Source organism: Sediminibacterium ginsengisoli, from assembly GCF_900167075.1.
In the GTDB taxonomy this organism is placed as follows: Bacteria; Bacteroidota; Bacteroidia; order Chitinophagales; family Chitinophagaceae; genus Sediminibacterium; species Sediminibacterium ginsengisoli.
Map to the genome: position 1 here is coordinate 197,471 of NZ_FUWH01000002.1, position 18,568 is coordinate 216,038.

At 46.0% G+C, this 18,568-nt stretch carries 20 protein-coding genes; 16 read left to right on the forward strand and 4 right to left on the reverse strand.

The genetic code is table 11. The annotated features are described in order from the left end of the window. Window positions 1-27: 27 nt before the first annotated feature. Genes ribD through B5D42_RS03950 form a run of 3 tightly spaced genes read left to right on the forward strand, consistent with a single transcriptional unit; the run spans window position 28 to window position 2,590 of the window. Complete coding sequence (gene ribD / locus B5D42_RS03940; RefSeq protein ID WP_245825540.1) at window positions 28-1,092, forward strand: bifunctional diaminohydroxyphosphoribosylaminopyrimidine deaminase/5-amino-6-(5-phosphoribosylamino)uracil reductase RibD; 1,065 nt, start codon at window positions 28-30, stop codon at window positions 1,090-1,092. After that, complete coding sequence (locus B5D42_RS03945) at window positions 1,092-1,979, forward strand: EamA family transporter (protein WP_078830146.1); 888 nt, start codon at window positions 1,092-1,094, stop codon at window positions 1,977-1,979. The genes ribD and B5D42_RS03945 overlap by 1 nt, the downstream gene beginning before the upstream one ends. Next, window positions 1,976-2,590, forward strand: a complete 615-nt coding sequence (locus B5D42_RS03950) for an IMPACT family protein (protein WP_078830147.1) — start codon at window positions 1,976-1,978, stop codon at window positions 2,588-2,590. Before B5D42_RS03945 ends, B5D42_RS03950 begins: the two co-directional genes overlap by 4 nt. On the opposite strand, the gene B5D42_RS03955 is transcribed toward B5D42_RS03950, so the two are convergent. The 3 genes from B5D42_RS03955 to B5D42_RS03965 all read right to left on the reverse strand — a co-directional run bounded on the left by B5D42_RS03955 (window position 2,587) and on the right by B5D42_RS03965 (window position 4,885). After that, window positions 2,587-3,342 (reverse strand): YdcF family protein, encoded by a 756-nt coding sequence (locus B5D42_RS03955; RefSeq protein WP_078830148.1) that lies wholly within the window; start codon window positions 3,340-3,342, stop codon window positions 2,587-2,589. The genes B5D42_RS03950 and B5D42_RS03955 overlap by 4 nt on opposite strands. Window positions 3,343-3,365: 23 nt before the next feature. Continuing rightward, the gene (locus B5D42_RS03960; protein WP_078830488.1) at window positions 3,366-4,262 is read right to left on the reverse strand and encodes a 3-hydroxybutyryl-CoA dehydrogenase; all 897 of its coding nucleotides are present in this window, start codon (window positions 4,260-4,262) and stop codon (window positions 3,366-3,368) included. 92 nt (window positions 4,263-4,354) lie between these two features. Continuing rightward, window positions 4,355-4,885: a carboxypeptidase-like regulatory domain-containing protein gene (locus B5D42_RS03965; protein ID WP_245825541.1), complete on the reverse strand. Its 531-nt coding sequence runs from the start codon at window positions 4,883-4,885 to the stop codon at window positions 4,355-4,357. Between the two features lie 260 nt (window positions 4,886-5,145). Between B5D42_RS03965 and B5D42_RS03970 the strand changes: the two genes are divergently transcribed. From B5D42_RS03970 to B5D42_RS03995, 6 genes are all read left to right on the forward strand, one after another. Then, a complete protein-coding gene (locus tag B5D42_RS03970; RefSeq protein ID WP_078830149.1) occupies window positions 5,146-6,240 on the forward strand; it encodes an Mrp/NBP35 family ATP-binding protein in 1,095 nt (364 codons plus the stop codon). Between the two features lie 123 nt (window positions 6,241-6,363). Further along, window positions 6,364-7,005, forward strand: a complete 642-nt coding sequence (locus B5D42_RS03975) for an FMN-binding negative transcriptional regulator (protein WP_078830150.1) — start codon at window positions 6,364-6,366, stop codon at window positions 7,003-7,005. Between the two features lie 61 nt (window positions 7,006-7,066). Continuing rightward, window positions 7,067-7,612 (forward strand): fasciclin domain-containing protein, encoded by a 546-nt coding sequence (locus B5D42_RS03980; RefSeq protein ID WP_078830151.1) that lies wholly within the window; start codon window positions 7,067-7,069, stop codon window positions 7,610-7,612. 85 nt (window positions 7,613-7,697) lie between these two features. After that, on the forward strand, window positions 7,698-8,384 hold the full coding sequence (cmk, locus tag B5D42_RS03985; protein ID WP_078830152.1) for a (d)CMP kinase: 687 nt from the start codon (window positions 7,698-7,700) through the stop codon (window positions 8,382-8,384). A 386-nt stretch (window positions 8,385-8,770) separates the two neighbouring features. Further along, window positions 8,771-10,336 (forward strand): hypothetical protein, encoded by a 1,566-nt coding sequence (locus B5D42_RS03990; protein ID WP_078830490.1) that lies wholly within the window; start codon window positions 8,771-8,773, stop codon window positions 10,334-10,336. Between the two features lie 52 nt (window positions 10,337-10,388). After that, window positions 10,389-10,982 carry an SMI1/KNR4 family protein gene (locus tag B5D42_RS03995; protein ID WP_078830153.1) on the forward strand — a complete coding sequence of 198 codons (594 nt, stop codon included), beginning with the start codon at window positions 10,389-10,391 and terminating at the stop codon, window positions 10,980-10,982. A gap of 7 nt (window positions 10,983-10,989) precedes the next feature. Here B5D42_RS03995 and B5D42_RS04000 read toward each other — a convergent pair whose 3' ends face one another. Further along, window positions 10,990-12,186, reverse strand: coding sequence for a hypothetical protein (locus B5D42_RS04000; protein ID WP_078830154.1), 1,197 nt, complete (start codon window positions 12,184-12,186; stop codon window positions 10,990-10,992). 163 nt (window positions 12,187-12,349) lie between these two features. Here B5D42_RS04000 and B5D42_RS04005 point away from each other — a divergent pair, with 163 nt between their 5' ends. The 7 genes from B5D42_RS04005 to B5D42_RS04035 all read left to right on the forward strand — a co-directional run bounded on the left by B5D42_RS04005 (window position 12,350) and on the right by B5D42_RS04035 (window position 18,494). Further along, window positions 12,350-13,171, forward strand: a complete 822-nt coding sequence (locus B5D42_RS04005; protein WP_078830155.1) for a purine-nucleoside phosphorylase — start codon at window positions 12,350-12,352, stop codon at window positions 13,169-13,171. Between the two features lie 137 nt (window positions 13,172-13,308). Further along, window positions 13,309-15,312, forward strand: coding sequence for a putative porin (locus B5D42_RS04010; RefSeq protein WP_176112895.1), 2,004 nt, complete (start codon window positions 13,309-13,311; stop codon window positions 15,310-15,312). Window positions 15,313-15,648: 336 nt separating this feature from the next. Beyond that, complete coding sequence (locus tag B5D42_RS04015) at window positions 15,649-16,044, forward strand: HYC_CC_PP family protein (RefSeq protein ID WP_078830157.1); 396 nt, start codon at window positions 15,649-15,651, stop codon at window positions 16,042-16,044. A gap of 128 nt (window positions 16,045-16,172) precedes the next feature. Next, on the forward strand, window positions 16,173-16,559 hold the full coding sequence (locus tag B5D42_RS04020; protein ID WP_078830158.1) for a heavy-metal-associated domain-containing protein: 387 nt from the start codon (window positions 16,173-16,175) through the stop codon (window positions 16,557-16,559). Window positions 16,560-16,590: 31 nt separating this feature from the next. After that, entirely contained in the window at window positions 16,591-17,133 is a 543-nt protein-coding gene (locus B5D42_RS04025) for a heavy-metal-associated domain-containing protein (protein ID WP_078830159.1), read from the forward strand. 47 nt (window positions 17,134-17,180) lie between these two features. Further along, window positions 17,181-17,996: a hypothetical protein gene (locus tag B5D42_RS04030; RefSeq protein ID WP_078830160.1), complete on the forward strand. Its 816-nt coding sequence runs from the start codon at window positions 17,181-17,183 to the stop codon at window positions 17,994-17,996. A gap of 114 nt (window positions 17,997-18,110) precedes the next feature. Continuing rightward, entirely contained in the window at window positions 18,111-18,494 is a 384-nt protein-coding gene (locus B5D42_RS04035; RefSeq protein ID WP_078830161.1) for a hypothetical protein, read from the forward strand. Window positions 18,495-18,568: the final 74 nt, after the last annotated feature.

An 18,568-nucleotide genomic window follows, 5' to 3' on the forward strand; every position in this document is an offset into this window, starting at 1 on the left:
CATTTGTCTATTTTTGCCAATTCTGTCATGTCTGGCGTATCTGAAAAATATATGTACCGTTGTATCGATCTGGCCCTCCTGGGCAAAGGCTTCGTTGCGCCCAATCCTATGGTAGGGGCCGTGCTGGTACATGGAGACAGGATTATCGGAGAGGGATGGCACCGGGTTTATGGCGGTCCGCATGCAGAAGTAGACTGTATTAACAGCGTAGCTGATGCAGACAGGGCATTGATCCCGCAATCTGTATTGTATGTGTCGCTGGAACCCTGCGCCCACTATGGTAAAACACCACCCTGCAGTGATCTGATTATCCGGAATAGGATCCCGGTTGTGGTTATAGGCTGCCGCGATCCGTTTGCCCAGGTAGATGGTAAAGGCATTGAGAAGCTTCAGAAAGCCGGCATTGAAGTCATCTGCGGTATGCTGGAAGGAAAATGCATAGCGCTGAACCAGCGTTTTTTTACATTTCATCTGAAACAAAGGCCTTACATTATACTGAAATGGGCACAGACGGCAGATGGTTATATGGCCGGTACCGAAACTGACAGGCTGCTGATCAGCAATTCGCTGACCAATCGCATTGTACACAGGTGGCGCAGCGAAGAAGCGGCAATACTGGTTGGAAGCCGTACGGCAGAACTCGACGACCCCGCGCTTACCAATCGTTACGCGGCAGGCAACAGCCCTGTGAGAATGGTGCTGGACAGACAGTTGAAACTGCCCGCTTCTCTCAAATTATTCAACCGGGAACAAAGAACAATTGTATTGAACAACCTGGTGGAACGGGAAGAGACCGGGCTAAGTTATTACCGCCTGAAACCTGCACCTGGAATTGTTGAGCAGATTGCAGAGGCCTGCTGCCAGCTGCAACTGACAAGCCTCATTGTTGAGGGTGGAAGTACTCTATTGCAGCAATTCATAAAACAGGGAATATGGGATGAAGCCCGCATTATCACCAATGAACAACTGGTGATTGGCAAAGGCTTGAAAGCGCCTCAACTCACGGATGCATGGCTTGAATCAGAAGAAAAGTCTCTCTCTGACCGCATCCGCTGTTACCGGCCTGCAGAACAAAAACAAAACCGACCCTGATGGTATACCTTATCGGAAGCATCATATTAACCAGTTACCTCACCCTGGCGTTTAAAGTCTGCGAACGCTACAGGATCAGTATTTTCCAGGCAATCATTTTTAATTATATCACCTGCGTGATTACCGGTACCGTTGTTAACGGGTCTTTTCCTGTAACAGCCGGTTCATTCAAAACACCCTGGTTTCAGTGGGCCGGTGTAATGGGGATATTATTTGTGTCCATTTTCAATGTTGTGGGTATCACCACGCAAAAAGCCGGTGTTGCAGTGGCATCCGTTGCCAATAAACTCTCACTCATCATTCCCGTACTCTTTTCGGTATGGTTATACGATGAACATCTTTTTCTCTGGCAGACAATCGGAATCATTCTTGCCCTTATTGCGGTAATATTGACCTGTTACCGCCCGGCAAATAAAAGTGCTGCCGGCCAGGGTATTTCCTTTCAGCTGATATTGCTGCCTGCGGTTTTATTCATCGGAAGCGGTCTGCTGGATGCGCTGATCAATCATGTTCAGAAGCAATATGTGACCGCTGAAACTAAAAACGCATTCCTGATCAGTGGCTTTTTCTCAGCTGCATTTATAGGAAGCTGTATCCTGCTTGTTCAATTGCTGAGAAGAAAACAACAATTTGCATGGAAAAGTGTATTAGCCGGAATATTGATTGGTATTCCCAATTATTTCTCCATCTGGTGCCTGATGCAGTTCCTGGCAGTCAGCCCCTGGCAAAGCAGTGCGGGCATACCGGTGAATAACATGGGTATTGTTTTGTTCAGCTCCGTGGCTGCCTGGATATTATTCAAAGAAAAACTTGCAAAGATCAACTGGATTGGTATTGTACTTTCAATATTGGCGATCTGGCTCATTGCATTCGGACATAATTTATGATAACAGAAGATTATTACCAGACGATTGATAAAACCGGCATGGCTGAGTTCAAAGACCGCGGCAGCCGTTTTATTGCTTACGCGCAGCCCCTGACCTCTGCTGACGCATTTAAACAGCAGCTGCAGGTGCTTAAAAAAGAACATCATAAAGCTGTACACCATTGTTTTGCATACCGCATCGGTCTGGATGGCAATAATTTCCGGGTAAGTGATGACGGTGAGCCATCAGGAAGTGCGGGCAGACCGATACTCGGCCAGATAGACAGCAAGCAGCTTACCAATGTGAACATTATCGTAGTGCGGTATTTTGGTGGAACCTTGCTGGGTGTGCCCGGCCTGATCAACGCGTACAGATCTGCTGCTTCAATGGCATTGCAATTGGTGCCCACCATCCAGAAACCAATCGAGGTAGAATATGAACTTCAGTTCGATTATACAAGAATGAATGAAGTGATGCTGGTGATCAGGCAATGCGGCTGCAGCGTGGTCACACAGGAAAATCAATTGTTCTGTCTTTTGAAGATCGGGATCCCGAGGTCAAGGGTAGAGGAAGTGCTTTACAGACTATCTGATATGCCTTTTGTAGATGTTCGTAAAACTGCCCGCAGTTAAGCTTTCCCGGTTAGTTTATAAATCGTGATGCCTACGATTTCTTTTATGAAAAATGTCCATTCATCCAGTAGTCTCGGAGATGGGATAATCAGATCCTTTATTTCTACCCTTGAGTCTATAACTGAATAATTACAGGGAAAGGGAACAAACTGTACCCCGGCTTTTTTAAATACACTCGCTGCTCTTGGCATATGTATGGCAGAAGTGATCAGCACAACAGGCATCCTGATATGTAATGTGTCGATGAGTTGCCTGGTATAAAATCCATTCTCGGCAGTATTCCTCGATTGCGCTTCAATAATGATATCATTTTCTTTCACACCGCTTGCAATGAGTTCCTGCCTCAGGAACGGGGCTTCCGGAAAGGATTTCCTTAATTGCCCTGCACCTCCGCTTACAATGATTTTGCGGATAATGCCACTGTAATATAACTTGACAGCCTGTATAAATCTGTCTGATGCTGTATTGAAAACCCCTTTCCCGAATTTGTCATAACCCGACATCCCGCCGAGTAAAACACCCGCATCATAAGATGTGCCTGACGGAATCTCTTTTTGAGCCGGCTGATAAGCTTTTACAGCCGTTTCATAGATAAAAGTATTGGTAAACAGGAAGAGCAATACAATTGCAGATATAAGGTACTTTTTCTTCATACGCGTTGCGGGAATAAACCAATACAATACCAGCAACACCACTATCCATGTTAGTGGTGCCAGCAGAAAATACAATAGTTTGGATAACAGGAAAAACATATAAGCGGTTAATCGTCTGCAGTTTACCCGGCAAACCTGCTGCTCACTACCAGTTCTTTACTTCCCGGTGTATAAGTATAAAAACCTTCACCACTCTTCACACCGAGCTTTCCTGCCGCAACCATATTTACCAGCAGCGGACAAGGTGCATATTTGGGATTGCCGAAGCCCTGGTGCAATACCTGCAGAATGCTCAGGCAAACATCCAGCCCTATAAAGTCTGCAAGCTGCAATGGTCCCATCGGATGAGCCATACCCAGTTTCATGATGCTGTCGATCGCTTCCACACCAGCAATGCCTTCATACAGACTACAGATCGCCTCGTTGATCATGGGCATCAGTATTTTATTGGCTATGAATCCCGGGTAGTCATTCACAACGCAGGGCACTTTGCCCAGTTGTTTGCTGAGTTCGGTAATGGTTGCCGTTACTTCTTTGGATGTAGCATAACCATTAATGATCTCTACCAGTTTCATCACCGGCACAGGGTTCATGAAATGCATACCGATCACCAGTTCCGGTCGTTTTGTTACCGAAGCAATCCTGGTGATGGAAATGGATGAGGTATTTGTTGCCAGGATAGCATCTGCAGGCGCTGCTGCATCGAGCTGCTGGAATATTTTGAGTTTAAGTTCCGTATTTTCAGTAGCGGCTTCTACTACCAGTGATGCATTTGCGACACCCGCAGCGAGATCCGTCTGAGTAGTGAGGCGCTGTAATGTCCCGGTCTTCTGTTCTTCTGTCAAACTGCCTTTGCTCACCTGCCTGTCGAGATTACGTCCGATGGTCTGAACAGCTTTTTCCAGCTGTGCACTGTTGACGTCGATCAGCGTTACACTAAATCCTGACTGGGCAAATACATGCGCGATACCATTCCCCATAGTTCCTGCGCCGATCACTGCGATATTTTTCAAAGACATAAACAATCGTTTGTAAGTTACCGCAAATGTAAAGCCTTCCTGCATTCCTTGCTCAGGAAGTTGCCGGCCGGAGTACAATTATCCCACCTATATTATTTTTTTCGCTTGAAGTCGCCCCTTTTCCACGCTTTGATGAAGTCGGCCCATGCAGCCGGGTTAAAAATGTTCATCGGCGGAACCTGGCCGCTGTAATAGGCTTTGTTAGCCTGCTGGCGAAGCTGGAAATTGACTGCCTCTCTGCCATCGGCCGGCAGGCTGTTCACAAGAATCCTTCGCTGAGCCTCGTCCGTATTCTTACGGGCGGTTTCGAGCAGGTCGTCCGGCACGGTATTGTTTACAAAATCCCGTTCAAACTGCTCCCGGGTTGGCCTGGGTTTAAGGATGGTGGCAGGGAGATATGTGGTGTCACTGACCATCAGCTGGATCACGCTGTACTGGTTCTCTTTAAGATCAACCGGTATAACTATCGTTTTGTCTTTAAAACCTATGCTGGAAAAAGTGATCCGGTCGCCCTTCAGCACGGCAATGGAGAATACGCCGTCCTGGCTGGTAATGGTACCCCGGCCTTTGCCTTCCACGATCACGCTGGCAGAGGGGACACCCCGGAGGCTGTCTGCTGTCATAACCACTCCAAACAGCTGTACAATAGAATCCCGGTAAGGATTGGGATTAATTTGCTGGGCTACTGCCGTTTTATGGACAGAAACCCCCAGAACCGCAATAATTAAAAAGTATCGTAAAGTTCTCTTCATCGGCATAAAAATACAAAGCGTTTATACACAAATTAAGCCAGGGTAGCTAAATACGACGCGAATAAAGACAAAGTAAGGCCGCAAGCGTTTAACTTTGCGGCCTGATTTCTTTTTTAACAAAAACTTGCGTGATGACAGAAGAAGCCATTTTAAAGGCGTTGAGCAATGTGCAGGAGCCGGACCTGGGAAAGGATCTGGTTACACTTAATATGATCAGGGATATCAAGATTTCCGGTAATGATGTCAATTTTACACTGGTTCTCACTACGCCGGCATGTCCGATGAAAGATATGATGCGTACAGCCAGCGTAAATGCGATCAAACTGCTGGTGAACAAAGATGCCAATGTATCTATCCATTTTACCGCAAACACTTCTACCAACCGTAAAGACGGTCAGCAGATCCTGGGCGGGGTTAAAAATATTATCGCGGTCGTGAGCGGAAAAGGTGGTGTTGGGAAAAGTACCGTATCCGCTAACCTCGCGCTTGCACTTGCCGAAGGCGGAGCATCTGTAGGATTGATGGATGCCGATATCTACGGTCCGAGCGTACCTATTATGTTCGGTGTAAGAGGAGAACGGCCCATGATGAAGGAAATGGATGGTAAAGGAGTTATCGTGCCGCTGGAGAAATACGGTATCAAACTGATGAGCATCGGCCTGCTGGTAGACGAAAAGAATGCTGTGGTCTGGCGCGGACCGATGGCAAGCAGTGCGATCAAACAGTTTGTAACGGATGTTGACTGGGGCGAACTGGATTATCTCGTGATCGATATGCCGCCGGGTACAGGCGATATCCATCTTACACTCATGCAGACTGTGCCAGTAACAGGTGTGGTGATTGTAACAACGCCGCAGAATGTGGCATTGGCTGATGCAAAAAAAGGGATTGCCATGTTCGGACAGGCGCAGATCAATGTCCCGATCATCGGACTGGTAGAAAATATGGCTTATTTCACGCCTGCAGAACTGCCGGAAAACAAGTATTACCTGTTTGGTAAAGAAGGTGGTAAAAAACTGGCGGAAGAATATGATCTTTCCTTTTTAGGCCAGATACCGCTGGTGCAGGGTATCCGCGAAGGTGGTGATGCCGGTGTACCTGCAATGGTAGGCGATGAGCCGGCCAGCCAGGAAGCTTTCAGATCCTTTGCAGCGCAGGCGATCCGTAATATCGCGATTCGTAATGCAAATATCAGTCGCACTGAACCGATCAGTGTAGTAGTTTAAAGCTCATGTAAATAATTGAAAAGCCACGGACAGCCAATCCGTGGCTTTTCCGTTTAACAATAACATTATCCACTTGTATGTTTTACTGTTGCACAACCTGCAGGAACCGGCTAATTTTAAAGCATGTATAATCTTCCCAATCACAAAGAGCATAACCCGCAGGTAGTGTATGAATTCATACGTAATTATCCATTTGCCATTATTACCGGAACCAGTGCCCAGGGTACGCCCGTTGCCACACATGTTCCGTTGCTGATCAAAGAGCGGGAAGACGGGTTATATCTGCAGGGGCATATCATGAAACAAACGGATCATCATAAAGCTTTTGAAAATAACAGGCAGGTACTCGCTGTTTTTTCCGGTCCGCATGCGTATGTAAGTGCCAGCTGGTACGAGAATAAACAACAGGCTTCTACCTGGAATTATATGACGGTGCATGCCGCCGGAGAAATCAACTTTCTCGATGCTGCTGCATTACCCGGAATGCTTGATGAACTCACCGCTCATTTTGAGCAGAACCCTGCTTCACCATCCTTGTATAAAGAATTACCCCAAGCATATCTGGAACGTATGCTGAAAGCAATTATAGCATTCGAGATCAGGGTTGCCTCGCTGGATCATGTATTCAAATTGAGCCAGAACCGGGATCAGAAAAGTTTTGAGCATATTATTGAGCAACTGCAGCAACGCGATGCCGATTCCCGCGCCATAGCTGCTGAAATGGAGAAAAGAAAAAAAGATCTTTTCGGTATTGGCAATCCATAATACATCGGCCTCCGTACATGTTCCTGTAAACACTTAAGCGAAAAAATAAAAACGAACATGTATGAAGAAGCTCATCATGCTGATGCTGTCAGCAGTTATTATCAATGCATCTATGGCCCAGAAAGAAAAGACCGTAGAGGTTGGCGGGGCTGCAATGTATCCATCAAAAAATATTGTTGAGAATGCTGTGAATTCAAAAGATCACACCACGCTCGTTGCCGCAGTTAAAGCAGCAGGGCTGGTTGAAACATTGAAAAGTGCAGGCCCTTTCACCGTGTTCGCACCAACAAATGCAGCGTTTGATAAACTGCCGAAAGGAACAGTAGAAAACCTGCTCAAACCAGAGAACAAGGCAATGCTTGCCACCGTACTTACCTATCATGTGGTAGCCGGAAAATGGGATGCAGCGGCTATCGCAAAACTGATCGCAGAAGGAAAAGGAACTGCGGTAATCAAAACAGTACAGGGCGGTGTGCTGAAAGCTACCATGAAAAACGGCAAACTTGTACTTACTGATGAAAAGGGCGGATCAGCTATGGTTACTATCAAAGACGTTTACCAGAGCAACGGCGTAATTCATGTGATCGATACGGTTCTGATGCCTTAATCAGATATGGCAAATTTTAAAACCGGTGTTACTAACACCGGTTTTTTTATGCAACTTTGCCCCGTCTGATCATAGCAACGGACTCATGAAAAAAAAAGCGATTATCATTACACTCGACGGCTATTCTTCCTGCGGGAAAAGTACGCTGGCAAGGCAACTGGCCAATAAGCTGAATTATGTGTTTATTGACAGCGGGGCTATGTACAGGGCCATTACGCTTTATTTTCTGCGTAATCACATCAACTGGGAAGACCTGGATGCCGTTAAAAACGCGCTGACAGAGATTAGTCTTTCATTCCAGTATAATGAACATACCGGCATCAGCGATATGTACCTGAATGATGAAAACGTGGAAGCGCTGATCCGTGACATGCTGGTAAGCGAACATGTAAGTGCAGTATCTGCGCTGAAGGATGTACGGGAGTTTGCCGTTGCACAGCAGCAGGAAATGGGCAGGAAAAAAGGGATTGTAATGGATGGACGTGATATCGGCACCGCCGTATTCCCCCGGGCCGAACTCAAAATATTTGTTACCGCTGATCCGGCCGTACGCGTGGAACGGAGATTTAAGGAACTGTACGCGAAAAACCCGAATATCACGATCGAAGAAGTACGGAATAACCTCGAAATGCGCGATTATATCGACAGTAACCGCGAGTTCAGCCCACTGAGAAAAGCAGACGATGCCATCATTCTCGATAACAGCAACCTCACACGTGAAGAACAGTTACGGATCGCGCTGGACTGGGCGCATGAAAAAATCAATGCCTGACCGCCTGTTTCAGTAAAATAATTCAGGGAGGAACTGAAAAAAGAAGCCAAAAAAGTGGAAAATATCGGTTCTTGGGCTATTATTGCAAAAAAAAGGGTCCCTCCGTGGAAACGGAACGACCTCTACGATTGCTTGCCATACGAAAACTCTTGATGTATCTGTCAGGATACCTTGTATATTTTTAACTGCTTTTGCAGTTCTCTTCGATTGTTTGCTTTACGATTGCTTGCCTTTATTTTGCTGTTGCTATCGTTTTATTCTATCACAAATGTAGAGTACTGTATGGCAGTAAAAAAAACAACTTTGGAAAGGATTTATTATGCTGAAAGTGGTTGCTGTAGGCTGAAACCCTTTGTAGTATTGAGTTTTTGCTTAAAAAGTTTATGATGCCCAACCGTTCAACTGATCCTTTATTTCAATTGATAAGATCCCTTCAGAAGTCGGAAAAAAGAAATTTCAAGCTATACATCAAACGAAATTCCGCTAAAGAAGACCTGAAAATCATCCAGTTATTCGATGCGCTGGACAAACTTTCCGAATACGACGAGAAATTATTGCTGAAAAAACTGTCTTCTGTGGAAAAACCACAGCTGGCAAACCTCAAAACACATCTTTACAAACAGGTTTTGGCCAGTCTTCGCCTGCTTAAGACTTCAGAAAGTATTGACCTTCAATTACATGAACAGCTGGATCATGCAAGGATATTGTATAACAAAGGGTTATACCACCAAAGCCTGAAGATCCTGGATAAGGTGAAAGACCTGGCGCTCGCCTATAACCAGGACAGTTTTTTGATCCAGGTAATTTCACTCGAAAAGAAGATTGAAACCCTCCATATCACCAGGAGTATGCAGGACAGGGCTGAACGCCTTACTGCGGAAGCCATAGAAGTGAATGAAAAGCGGAAAGTGATCACGCAGTTATCGAACCTTGCCCTGCAGCTGTACAGCTGGTATGTGAAAAACGGTCATGCACGTAACGAAACAGACGAAACAGATATAAAAACCTATTTCAAATCGCATCTTCCGGAAAATGCAGGGGCGCTTACCGGCTTTTACGAACGTTTATATCTCTACCAGAGTTATTGCTGGTATGCATTTATCCGCCAGGATTTTCTCATGTATTACAAATACAGCCAGAAATGGGTAGGGCTTTTTGATGAACAGGAGGCGATGATTGCCGTGGAAACCGGTCATTATATCAAAGGTCTGCATAATGTGCTGAATGCTCATTTTGACCTGCGTAATTTTGAAGGTTTCCAGCATACGCTTGGCCGTTTCGAGGTTTTTGCCCAAACGCCGGTGGCGAATATGCACGATATTTTCCGGGTACACACTTTTATCTATATCACCAGTGCCAAGATCAACTGGCACCTGATGACGGGTACTTTCCGGGAAGGCTTGTCGCTCGTACCTTATATTGAGGAACAGCTTGAAGAAAATGCTATTTATATCGACAAACACAGGATCCTTGTATTCAATTACAAAATGGCCACACTGTTTTTCGGTAATGGCGATTATGAAATGTCGATCGATTATCTCCGCCGTATCATCAATGATCATGTGGATCTGCGTAACGATCTGCAATGCTATGCACGACTGCTGCACATGATGGCACACTATGAACTGGGGAATGTGGAATTGATAGAAGGGTCGCTGATCCGTTCTGTATATCGTTTTATGGCCCGCATGGAGAACCTGACGGTGATCGAGGAAGAAATGTTCAAGTTTCTCCGGCACTCTTTTCACCGGCCGGGCTATAAACTCAAGCAGGAACTGCGCAGTTTTCTTGAAACCATCAAACAATTTGAAAAAAGCCGTTTCGAAACGCGTGCATTCGCCTACCTGGATGTTATCTCGTGGGTGGAAAGTAAAGTGCTTGAAAAGCCGATGAGTGAGATCATCCACCAGAAGTACCTGCAGCGAAAAAAACGGGTTCATGTGATCGGATAAGGAACCCGGCAATTATTCTCCATGCCGATTCCCATAACTTTACAGTACTAATATGATAGAGGAATACCGGTATATCACTTCATGCATCGATCATGCGCTAACGGTAGCAGGTACGGATATCAACGGCCTGTTCAACCGGATGTATATGGTCCCGGATTACATGATGGATCATTCCAAAGACCATTTGTCACAGGACATGTGTTTCTGGAAACCGGAGCGCGCGGCGATCAGTGCTGCCGACTTCGACAAATATGAAAAACTGACCGGTATCGCTTTGCCCGAAACCTATATCATGTTCCTTAGCTACAAGCACTTTGTAGATCTTTTTTTCGCACACGAAGCCTCTTTCTTCAAACATACCCGCAGCTGGATCGATGACAACATGCAACGTATCTGCAACTGGGGCAGGGATATTACGCTCGACAAAGGCTTACTGCCTTTTGCAGATGCCTATGACGGCGGCATGTATTGCTTTGACTCCAATACCATTTACCCCGGTAATGAATATGATATAGTATACATCACGGCGGCCGACAGTGAAACACCCGTACCTTATGCCATGGGACGGTTTTCTTTTATACAGCTGATAGAAGAAATGGATGCATCATTAAGCAACTGGTATACAGAAATGACCAGCGCCATGTAAGTGGCCGTTACTGCTCGAAATAAGCCATAGAGCCGCCTACCCAGTCTTTATCCTTATTGTACCGCACACCGATCATTTTTCCCTTGCTGAGACGAGCCAGGTTGTTGACGGCTACAGGACGATCCCAGCCTTCTTTCCAGAAATAGAAAATACGTATTTCGGCTTTGGCAGGATCGCCGGGTGTCTGGATCACATCTGCATATTGCACTTTACGCTGCAGTATCCAGTTATGCGGGTCGGTGACGGCATCGATATCGGCCTGTGTAAGATCGATCACTACACCCTGACCTGCGAATGAAAATAAGGGTTTCAATACATAATTCTCCAGGTCTTCGGGCAACGGGGCTTCGGTTGCCAGGAAACGGGTATAAGGCACATACGGATGATCGATAAAAGGCAATGTGTATTTGCTGATGCGGTAGAACCAGTCGGGATGCGTTACCCATTCCACGTCCAGCTCTTCCAGCAGGATACGTCCTTTTTCGCGTACCTCTTCCGGTTGCTGGCTCAGTTCATCGAAAATGACGCGGTTATAAATGCGTTTAACCAGCACCTGCCTGCCTTCTTTGATGTAGAAGAGCTGCTGTCCTTTCTGAACCAGTTCGGTAAGGCATACAACCGGTATCCCCGTAGCGTCTGCCGTACAGTAAAAATCGATCCTTGTTTTTTGTTTGTGCGGGAACAGTTCCAGCAGGATCACTTCTTCGGGTGTATGATCGCCCAGTATGATCTCTTTCAGCAATTTCAGGTAGCTGGCTTCCGTATAACCATTGAGGTAAGTGCTGTAATTTCCGGGAATGCTGAAATAACGGCGTAAAACCTCATCCTGCCATGCCTGGTAAGCAAATAAAGACGGGAACCCCTGCATTTCAACCAGCTGCGGATCGTAACCGCCCCGGCCGTCTTCGCAGATACCGAAATCGAAAGCGATAAAATGTGTATGGCCGCTGTCGCCAGGTACTTTCAGTTCGGGCGGAATAGCGTGTAAAGTGAGTGTTTTGAAGTTGAACTGTGTAATTACATCGATAATGCTCTCACAGGCAGAAAGCATCTTGTCCCTGAACTCCCGATCTATAAAAACAGGGGTCTCGGCCACCCTGAAGTCGATGGCCCCCGGATGTTTGCTGTCCAGATCAGCCAGGTATTCCTGGTATTTTTCTTCTGTAAAGGCTTTATTAAATGCTTCTCTTAAAGCTGGAACCATGCGATATCATTTAGCTACGCCTGAAAGTAGCTAATGATTTTGAAAATAGGGTGAAATTTATGTGAATTCATGATGAAGCCGGCATCTGCCTTTTGTAACCTGACTGATTCCTTTATCCGCTACGGTGAACCTTTCCGTATATTTGCCCACTAATTAAGTATTTATGTCTGAAACCATGCAACAGTTACAGGAAACAGTAGCTTATATCAAAGGATTGGGAACGGGTGATGCTGCGATCGGTATTATCCTCGGCAGCGGCCTCGGCAACCTGGCCAATGAAATAAAAGTGGAGCGTGAGATCTCCTATAATGATATTCCGCATTTTCCTGTAAGCACTGTTGAAGGGCATAAGGGCCGCCTCATTTTCGGAGAACTGGGCGGTAAAAAAGTATGGGTGATGGCCGGCCGTTTCCACTTCTACGAAGGCTATACGCCCCAGCAGGTAGTTTACCCTGTGCGTACCATGCGTTTGCTGGGTGTGCAGACATTGCTGCTGTCCAATGCTGCCGGTGGGGTTACACCAGGGTTTAAAGTAGGCGATCTGATGATCATCAACGATCATATCAGCCTTTTCACCATTAATCCGTTACTGGGTAAAAACGATGATTCCCTCGGTACCCGTTTCCCGGACATGAGCGAGCCCTACAGCAAAAAACTGATCCGCTCTGTTGAAGGAATTGCGCAAGCGAATAATATAGAACTGAAGCAGGGGGTTTACCTTGGCGTAACAGGTCCTACATTTGAAACCCGCGCCGAATATAAATTGATTCATGTTTTAGGTGGAGATGCAGTAGGGATGAGCACCGTGCAGGAAACAATTGCCGCTGTTCATTGCGGTATGGAAGTATTTGCCATGAGTGTGATTACCGACCTCGGCATCCGTGAGGAAGAAAATGTGATCACGCACCAGGAAGTACTTGAAGCTGCAGCAGCGGCGGAACCCAAGCTCACCCTGTTGTTCACTGAACTGGTAAAAACACTGTAGGCGACCTCTTATTTTAACAACATTACAGCTATCTGCTGGGCGTAAAACCCTGTACTATCTTATATTTTGCAACATATTTAAAAGGTATGCCCGTTACGATGGTGCAAAAAATACTGATCTGTTTATTGTGTTGTGGTATGGCTGCTGCCACTCAGCAGGCTATGGCGCAGAACCAGCAGATCCGGCCCGGTACCCAGAAAACGATCGACCCGGACATCACTTACGACCGTGCCGGCAGACCGATCAAAAAAGCGAAAGGAAGCGATTCCCTGCAACATCGTGATGCATTCGCTGATTCCATTACGATCTTTTACCGTTTTTTCGATTCAACACGTAACCGCATCATCGATTCTTCGATCAATGATTTTTATACCCGGTTTCCATTACCGGCTAATTATCATACGCTGGGAAACTATGCTACCGCTGCCCAGTCGTTCCTGTTCAATCCGCTCATGAAACCAGGGTTCGACGCAGGGTTTCACCAATATGATCCTTACCAGTTTACGATCGAGAACACAAAGTTTTACCAGACAACAAGGCCGTATACCGAACTGTCGTACCTGATCGGAAGCAAAGCGGAACAACTGCTCAATATTACCCATACCCAGAACCGCAAAAGCAACTTCAATTTTTCTTTCGAGTACCGGTTCGGAAATGCGCCTGGCATCCTGAAAAACCAGAATGCCAGTCAGGGTAATATGCGGGCCACGATGCATTACCAGACCAGGAACAGGCAGTATGAATATTTTTTCATCTATCTCTCCAACAAAAGTGCTTCTTCAGAAAACGGCGGTTTACAGGATGTAAGGAAGCTCGACAGTCTTGCCCTGAATGATCCGTATGAACTGGAAACAAGGCTGGGGCAGGGGAGTACCTTCACGCGGAATCCTTTCAATACAACTGTAAACACAGGAAATATTTACAGCAATTCAACGATCCTGTTCAGGCATCATTTCGATCTGGGCAAGAAAGATTCGCTGGTTACGGATTCTGTTACCATCAAATTATTTTACCCCCGTTTCCGCATAGAACATACTCTCAATATTACAGGTGCAGACTACCAGTTCCTGGATAACGCCGTGGATTCGATCAAATACCGTACGTATTATAATGTGGTATTACCCAATAACGCAAGATTGAGCTTCCGCGACAGGTGGAACAGCGTTACCAACGAGTTTGCGCTGATCTCTTTCCCCGATAAAAACAACCAGAGCCAGTTCCTCAAAGCGGGTATTGCCCTGCAGAACCTGAAAGGAACATTCGGCGATATCACTACTACGATAAGCAAATACCATAATATTTATGCATTAGGCGAATACCGTAACCGCACCCGCAACCAGGTCTGGGACATTGAAGCGAACGGGCAATTGTACCTGAACGGACTGAATGCGGGAGATTATGCAGCACTGATCAGTATGAAGCGCCTGCTGGGCAGCAGGCTTGGTTACCTGAATATCGGTTTCCAGAATGTAAACCGCAGCCCATCCTTTATCCTTGACCCGAAAAGCGATTTTCCCGTACTCAATGCCGGTGGTTTCAACAAAGAGAATGTGATCCGCCTGTTCGGTATTTATGAAAATCCGGGTGCTTCATTCAAAGCGGGTGCAGAATATTTTGCAGTAACGAATTATATCTATTTCGACAGTATGTTCCATGCTGCGCAACAAGCAGCATTGTTCAATGTTCTGCATCTGAATGCGGAAAAAAAGATCCGTTTATCCAGGCACTGGAACTGGTATACGGAAATACACCTGCAGCAGACCACAGGTCAGCCACCGGTTAACCTGCCCCTGCTGTTCACCCGGAACAGGATCGCATTTGAAGGGAATTTTTATACCAACCTGTTTCTGTCAACCGGTGTGGAACTGCGTTACAATACGCCCTATAAAATGGATAATTACTCGCCTTTCATGGGCCAGTTCCTTTATCAGAATACGCAAAGCATCAGTAACAGGCCCGACATCAACCTTTTCCTCAATTTCCGGATCAAAAGCTTCAAAGGCTTTGTACGCCTCGAAAACCTGAATACCCTCAACCTTAAAAAAGGTTTTGAATTCAGTAAGTACAACTTCGCATCCGGACTTTACCCTTATCCCGGTCTCTGGACCAGGCTGGGGATCTGGTGGAACTTCGTGAACTGATCACAGGTGTTCAGAAGAATTTAATAAATCTACCAGTGTTTGCAGAGGCCAAAGAAGCGCAGGCGCAAAGAAGAGTCCCGGCGGCCTGAGCAACACACCGTCTGAAGGTTGAAATCTATAAGCAGCTTTAGAAATCGTAAGTGCGTGCTGCCAGAGTTCTCTTCGGGAGACATCAGCGAAAGAAGAGGAACATTGTACTGCTCTGCGGGGCAATGCCCACACATTAGACAGACTCTTCGGATCAAACGCTACTTAATCTTCTGAACACCTGTGGTAAACTGATGAGTTAACAGATTTTTTTACATTTTACCGGAAGCCTTCATTATTTTTGCAGTAATGAAGCGGATACTCATAGCTGTAATTGCACTCATCTACTTCACCATCAGCAGTGGTGTAGTAATGAATATGCATTATTGCATGGGTAAACTGAGCTCCGTACAGATGGAGCAGCTTGCTTCCGAAGCAACCTGTAAATGCGGCAAAAAGAAAAAAACAGTTGCTAAAGATGGTTGTTGCAAAACAGAACAGAAAGTGGTAAAACTGGCCGACAGTCATAAAGCCACTTATGCTGATTTTGTTTTCCAGGCGCCGGTTGCTCTGATTGGTCAGCAACTGAACCTGTTAGACGCACCGCTTTTTAACGGCAATACAGATTTGTATGCCGATGCCCACGCACCTCCCTTGCGTTCAGAGCAGGATATCTACCTGCAGTATTGTGTTTTCAGAATCTGATACGGTTAACCCGGCTAAAGTAAAGCCAGCACTGTTTTATACCTTGTAATGAAGCGTATGCCCCGTTCTGCCTTGCCGGATCAGTCTATCTTTAGTTTTAACCTTCATCATTTTCAAAACACATCAATATGAAAACAAAATCATTATTCTTCAGCATTGCTTTTATACTGTTTGCAACTGTTTCAATGGCCCAGTCAAAAACAAAATCTGCCGTAGCATCGGAAGAGATCAAAGTTTGGGGTAACTGCGGCATGTGCAAATCAAACATTGAAAAAGCTGCAAAAGAAGGCGGCGCAACAACTGCTGTCTGGAATAAGGATACGCATATCCTCAGCGTAAAATATCCTTCTGCAAAAACCGGGAGCAAACAAATCCAGCAGAAAATAGCCGACGCCGGTTATGATACACAGGATCTTAAAGGTAATACCGAAGCTTACATGAAGTTGGACGAGTGCTGCCAGTACGAGCGCAAAGCCGATAAAAAAGATGATAAGCCACAGTCTGAAAAGAACTAACCCTCATTACTGATCCTAAAAATTATAACCAATGAAAAAGCTGTTTTTAGCAATGGCGCTGCTGGTTATGTCCGCAGCTGTTCAGGCGCAGATAAAGAATGCCAGCCTGCAGGCCAGCGGATTAACCTGTGCCATGTGCTCCAAAGCGATATACAAAGCACTTACCGCCATTCCCTTTATTGAAAAAGTAACGCCCGATATCGAAGGCTCCACCTATAATATTGTTTTTAAGAATGGCGCCAGCGTAGACCCGGATGCATTGAGCAAAGCGGTGACCGGCGCGGGGTTCTCTGTTGCCGTACTTAAACTCACCACTGATTTTTCAGATACCAAAGTGAAGAAAGATGCCCATGTAACGATCGGCAATAAAACCTTTCATTTTGTTGATGTGAAAGACCAGACATTGAATGGTGAGAAAACGATCACACTGGTAGACAAAAACTTCATCTCTGCAAAAGCATTTAAGAAGTACAGTCAGCTTACCAGCATGAAATGTTACCAGACAGGCACCATGGCTTCCTGTTGTCCGTCAGGAAATGACTCAGGTAAGCGTGTATACCATGTAACCATTTGATAAAACCATTCCGGCGGTGTATTGCCGCCGGAATTCACCTTAGTTTTATGAGAATTATATTACTGCCTTTAATGGCATTGTTTGCAGGCTCACTGCAGGCACAGGAACTCTATGTCTTTACCGAACCGGCCAGCAATATGCCCGCCAGATCGGTCAGCATCAAACAATCTGCAAAATGGTTACGTAATCCTTTGCTGTCGCGAACGGAAAGCAGGCATACCACAGAACTGATGTTTGGGCTGAACCGGAACCTGATGATCCATGCCGCCACCACTTTTTCGGATATGTACAGCACGTCTCAGCGTTGGGAAAGTGTGCGTACCTATGCCAAATACCGTTTTTATACAAGTGATGAAATGTACAGCCATTTCAGGCTGGCCGCTTTTGCAGAAGCTGCTTACAGCCGGAATAAATCACCGTATGATGAACTGGGTCTTGAAGGGGATCAGTCGGGTGTTCAGTTTGGTGTGATCGCAACGCAATTGCTGCATAAGCTGGCCATATCAACTACAGTAAGCTTAACCGAATCGCTGCAAAGTGGCCGTAATGATAAAAGCGCCGCAAACACGGTTCCTTATGAAGCGATCAATTATTCACTTTCTGCCGGTTACCTGGTGCTGCCGAAAAAGTATACCAGCTACGGGCAAACCAACCTGAACCTCTATCTCGAGTTGCTGGGACAAAGCAGCCTGGATAAGAAGCGGTACGCTACCGACCTCGCGCCGGCAGTTCAGCTGATCTTTAACAGCACGGTAAAGGCAAACCTGGGTTACAGGTTTCAGTTAGCCGGGAATATGAACCGGATGGCCGACAGAAGCTGGTTATTGGGTGTGGAATGGACCTTCCTGAATGCCCTGAAATAGAGATACATAGCAGCGGTTGTATGTGTTAGCCGGTCGTGGCGGCACATACAGCCGTTTAGCTTGGCAATGCGGCAACGCATTGTTTGCATGGACCAATCCCCTTATCTTTGAGTGATGCGAAAACTGGCTGCAATATTATTGTTCAGCATTTACCTCTTCGGTACTACCGAGGCGAGCCAGTTATTGAAGCTTCCTGTTCTGATGCAACATTACATAGAACATAAAGCGCTCGATCATAGCATTACACTTACCGCCTTCCTTAAAATGCACTACATCGGTCCCGATATCAGGGATAACGATTACCAGCGCGATATGCAGCTGCCGTTCAAAACGGTGAACGACTGCTGCGTGATCGCATTCAACAGTTTTCCGCCGCAACGGATCAATATCGAGTTTTTTCAACCCCAATACCATAAGCAGACCCACGCAGTGATCAATACTGTATTCGTTCCAAGGTTTGCCACTCATGATATCTTTCAGCCGCCCCGACAGGTATGATCAGGATATTTTTGTCAACCGGAATATGACGCCGGCTGAAACCCATGCATGTTGACCGGCCAACGCCGTTGTAA

What these genes read in the sequence shown, in the direction of transcription:
- ribD (WP_245825540.1), top strand. Translation starts at nt 28, where the DNA reads ATGTCTGGCGTATCTGAAAAATATATGTACCGTTGTATCGATCTGGCC.
- B5D42_RS03945 (WP_078830146.1), top strand. Translation starts at nt 1,092, where the DNA reads ATGGTATACCTTATCGGAAGCATCATATTAACCAGTTACCTCACCCTG.
- B5D42_RS03950 (WP_078830147.1), top strand. Translation starts at nt 1,976, where the DNA reads ATGATAACAGAAGATTATTACCAGACGATTGATAAAACCGGCATGGCT.
- B5D42_RS03955 (WP_078830148.1), bottom strand. Translation starts at nt 3,342, where the DNA reads ATGTTTTTCCTGTTATCCAAACTATTGTATTTTCTGCTGGCACCACTA.
- B5D42_RS03960 (WP_078830488.1), bottom strand. Translation starts at nt 4,262, where the DNA reads ATGTCTTTGAAAAATATCGCAGTGATCGGCGCAGGAACTATGGGGAAT.
- B5D42_RS03965 (WP_245825541.1), bottom strand. Translation starts at nt 4,885, where the DNA reads ATGACAGCAGACAGCCTCCGGGGTGTCCCCTCTGCCAGCGTGATCGTG.
- B5D42_RS03970 (WP_078830149.1), top strand. Translation starts at nt 5,146, where the DNA reads ATGACAGAAGAAGCCATTTTAAAGGCGTTGAGCAATGTGCAGGAGCCG.
- B5D42_RS03975 (WP_078830150.1), top strand. Translation starts at nt 6,364, where the DNA reads ATGTATAATCTTCCCAATCACAAAGAGCATAACCCGCAGGTAGTGTAT.
- B5D42_RS03980 (WP_078830151.1), top strand. Translation starts at nt 7,067, where the DNA reads ATGAAGAAGCTCATCATGCTGATGCTGTCAGCAGTTATTATCAATGCA.
- cmk (WP_078830152.1), top strand. Translation starts at nt 7,698, where the DNA reads ATGAAAAAAAAAGCGATTATCATTACACTCGACGGCTATTCTTCCTGC.
- B5D42_RS03990 (WP_078830490.1), top strand. Translation starts at nt 8,771, where the DNA reads ATGCCCAACCGTTCAACTGATCCTTTATTTCAATTGATAAGATCCCTT.
- B5D42_RS03995 (WP_078830153.1), top strand. Translation starts at nt 10,389, where the DNA reads ATGATAGAGGAATACCGGTATATCACTTCATGCATCGATCATGCGCTA.
- B5D42_RS04000 (WP_078830154.1), bottom strand. Translation starts at nt 12,186, where the DNA reads ATGGTTCCAGCTTTAAGAGAAGCATTTAATAAAGCCTTTACAGAAGAA.
- B5D42_RS04005 (WP_078830155.1), top strand. Translation starts at nt 12,350, where the DNA reads ATGTCTGAAACCATGCAACAGTTACAGGAAACAGTAGCTTATATCAAA.
- B5D42_RS04010 (WP_176112895.1), top strand. Translation starts at nt 13,309, where the DNA reads ATGGCTGCTGCCACTCAGCAGGCTATGGCGCAGAACCAGCAGATCCGG.
- B5D42_RS04015 (WP_078830157.1), top strand. Translation starts at nt 15,649, where the DNA reads ATGAAGCGGATACTCATAGCTGTAATTGCACTCATCTACTTCACCATC.
- B5D42_RS04020 (WP_078830158.1), top strand. Translation starts at nt 16,173, where the DNA reads ATGAAAACAAAATCATTATTCTTCAGCATTGCTTTTATACTGTTTGCA.
- B5D42_RS04025 (WP_078830159.1), top strand. Translation starts at nt 16,591, where the DNA reads ATGAAAAAGCTGTTTTTAGCAATGGCGCTGCTGGTTATGTCCGCAGCT.
- B5D42_RS04030 (WP_078830160.1), top strand. Translation starts at nt 17,181, where the DNA reads ATGAGAATTATATTACTGCCTTTAATGGCATTGTTTGCAGGCTCACTG.
- B5D42_RS04035 (WP_078830161.1), top strand. Translation starts at nt 18,111, where the DNA reads ATGCGAAAACTGGCTGCAATATTATTGTTCAGCATTTACCTCTTCGGT.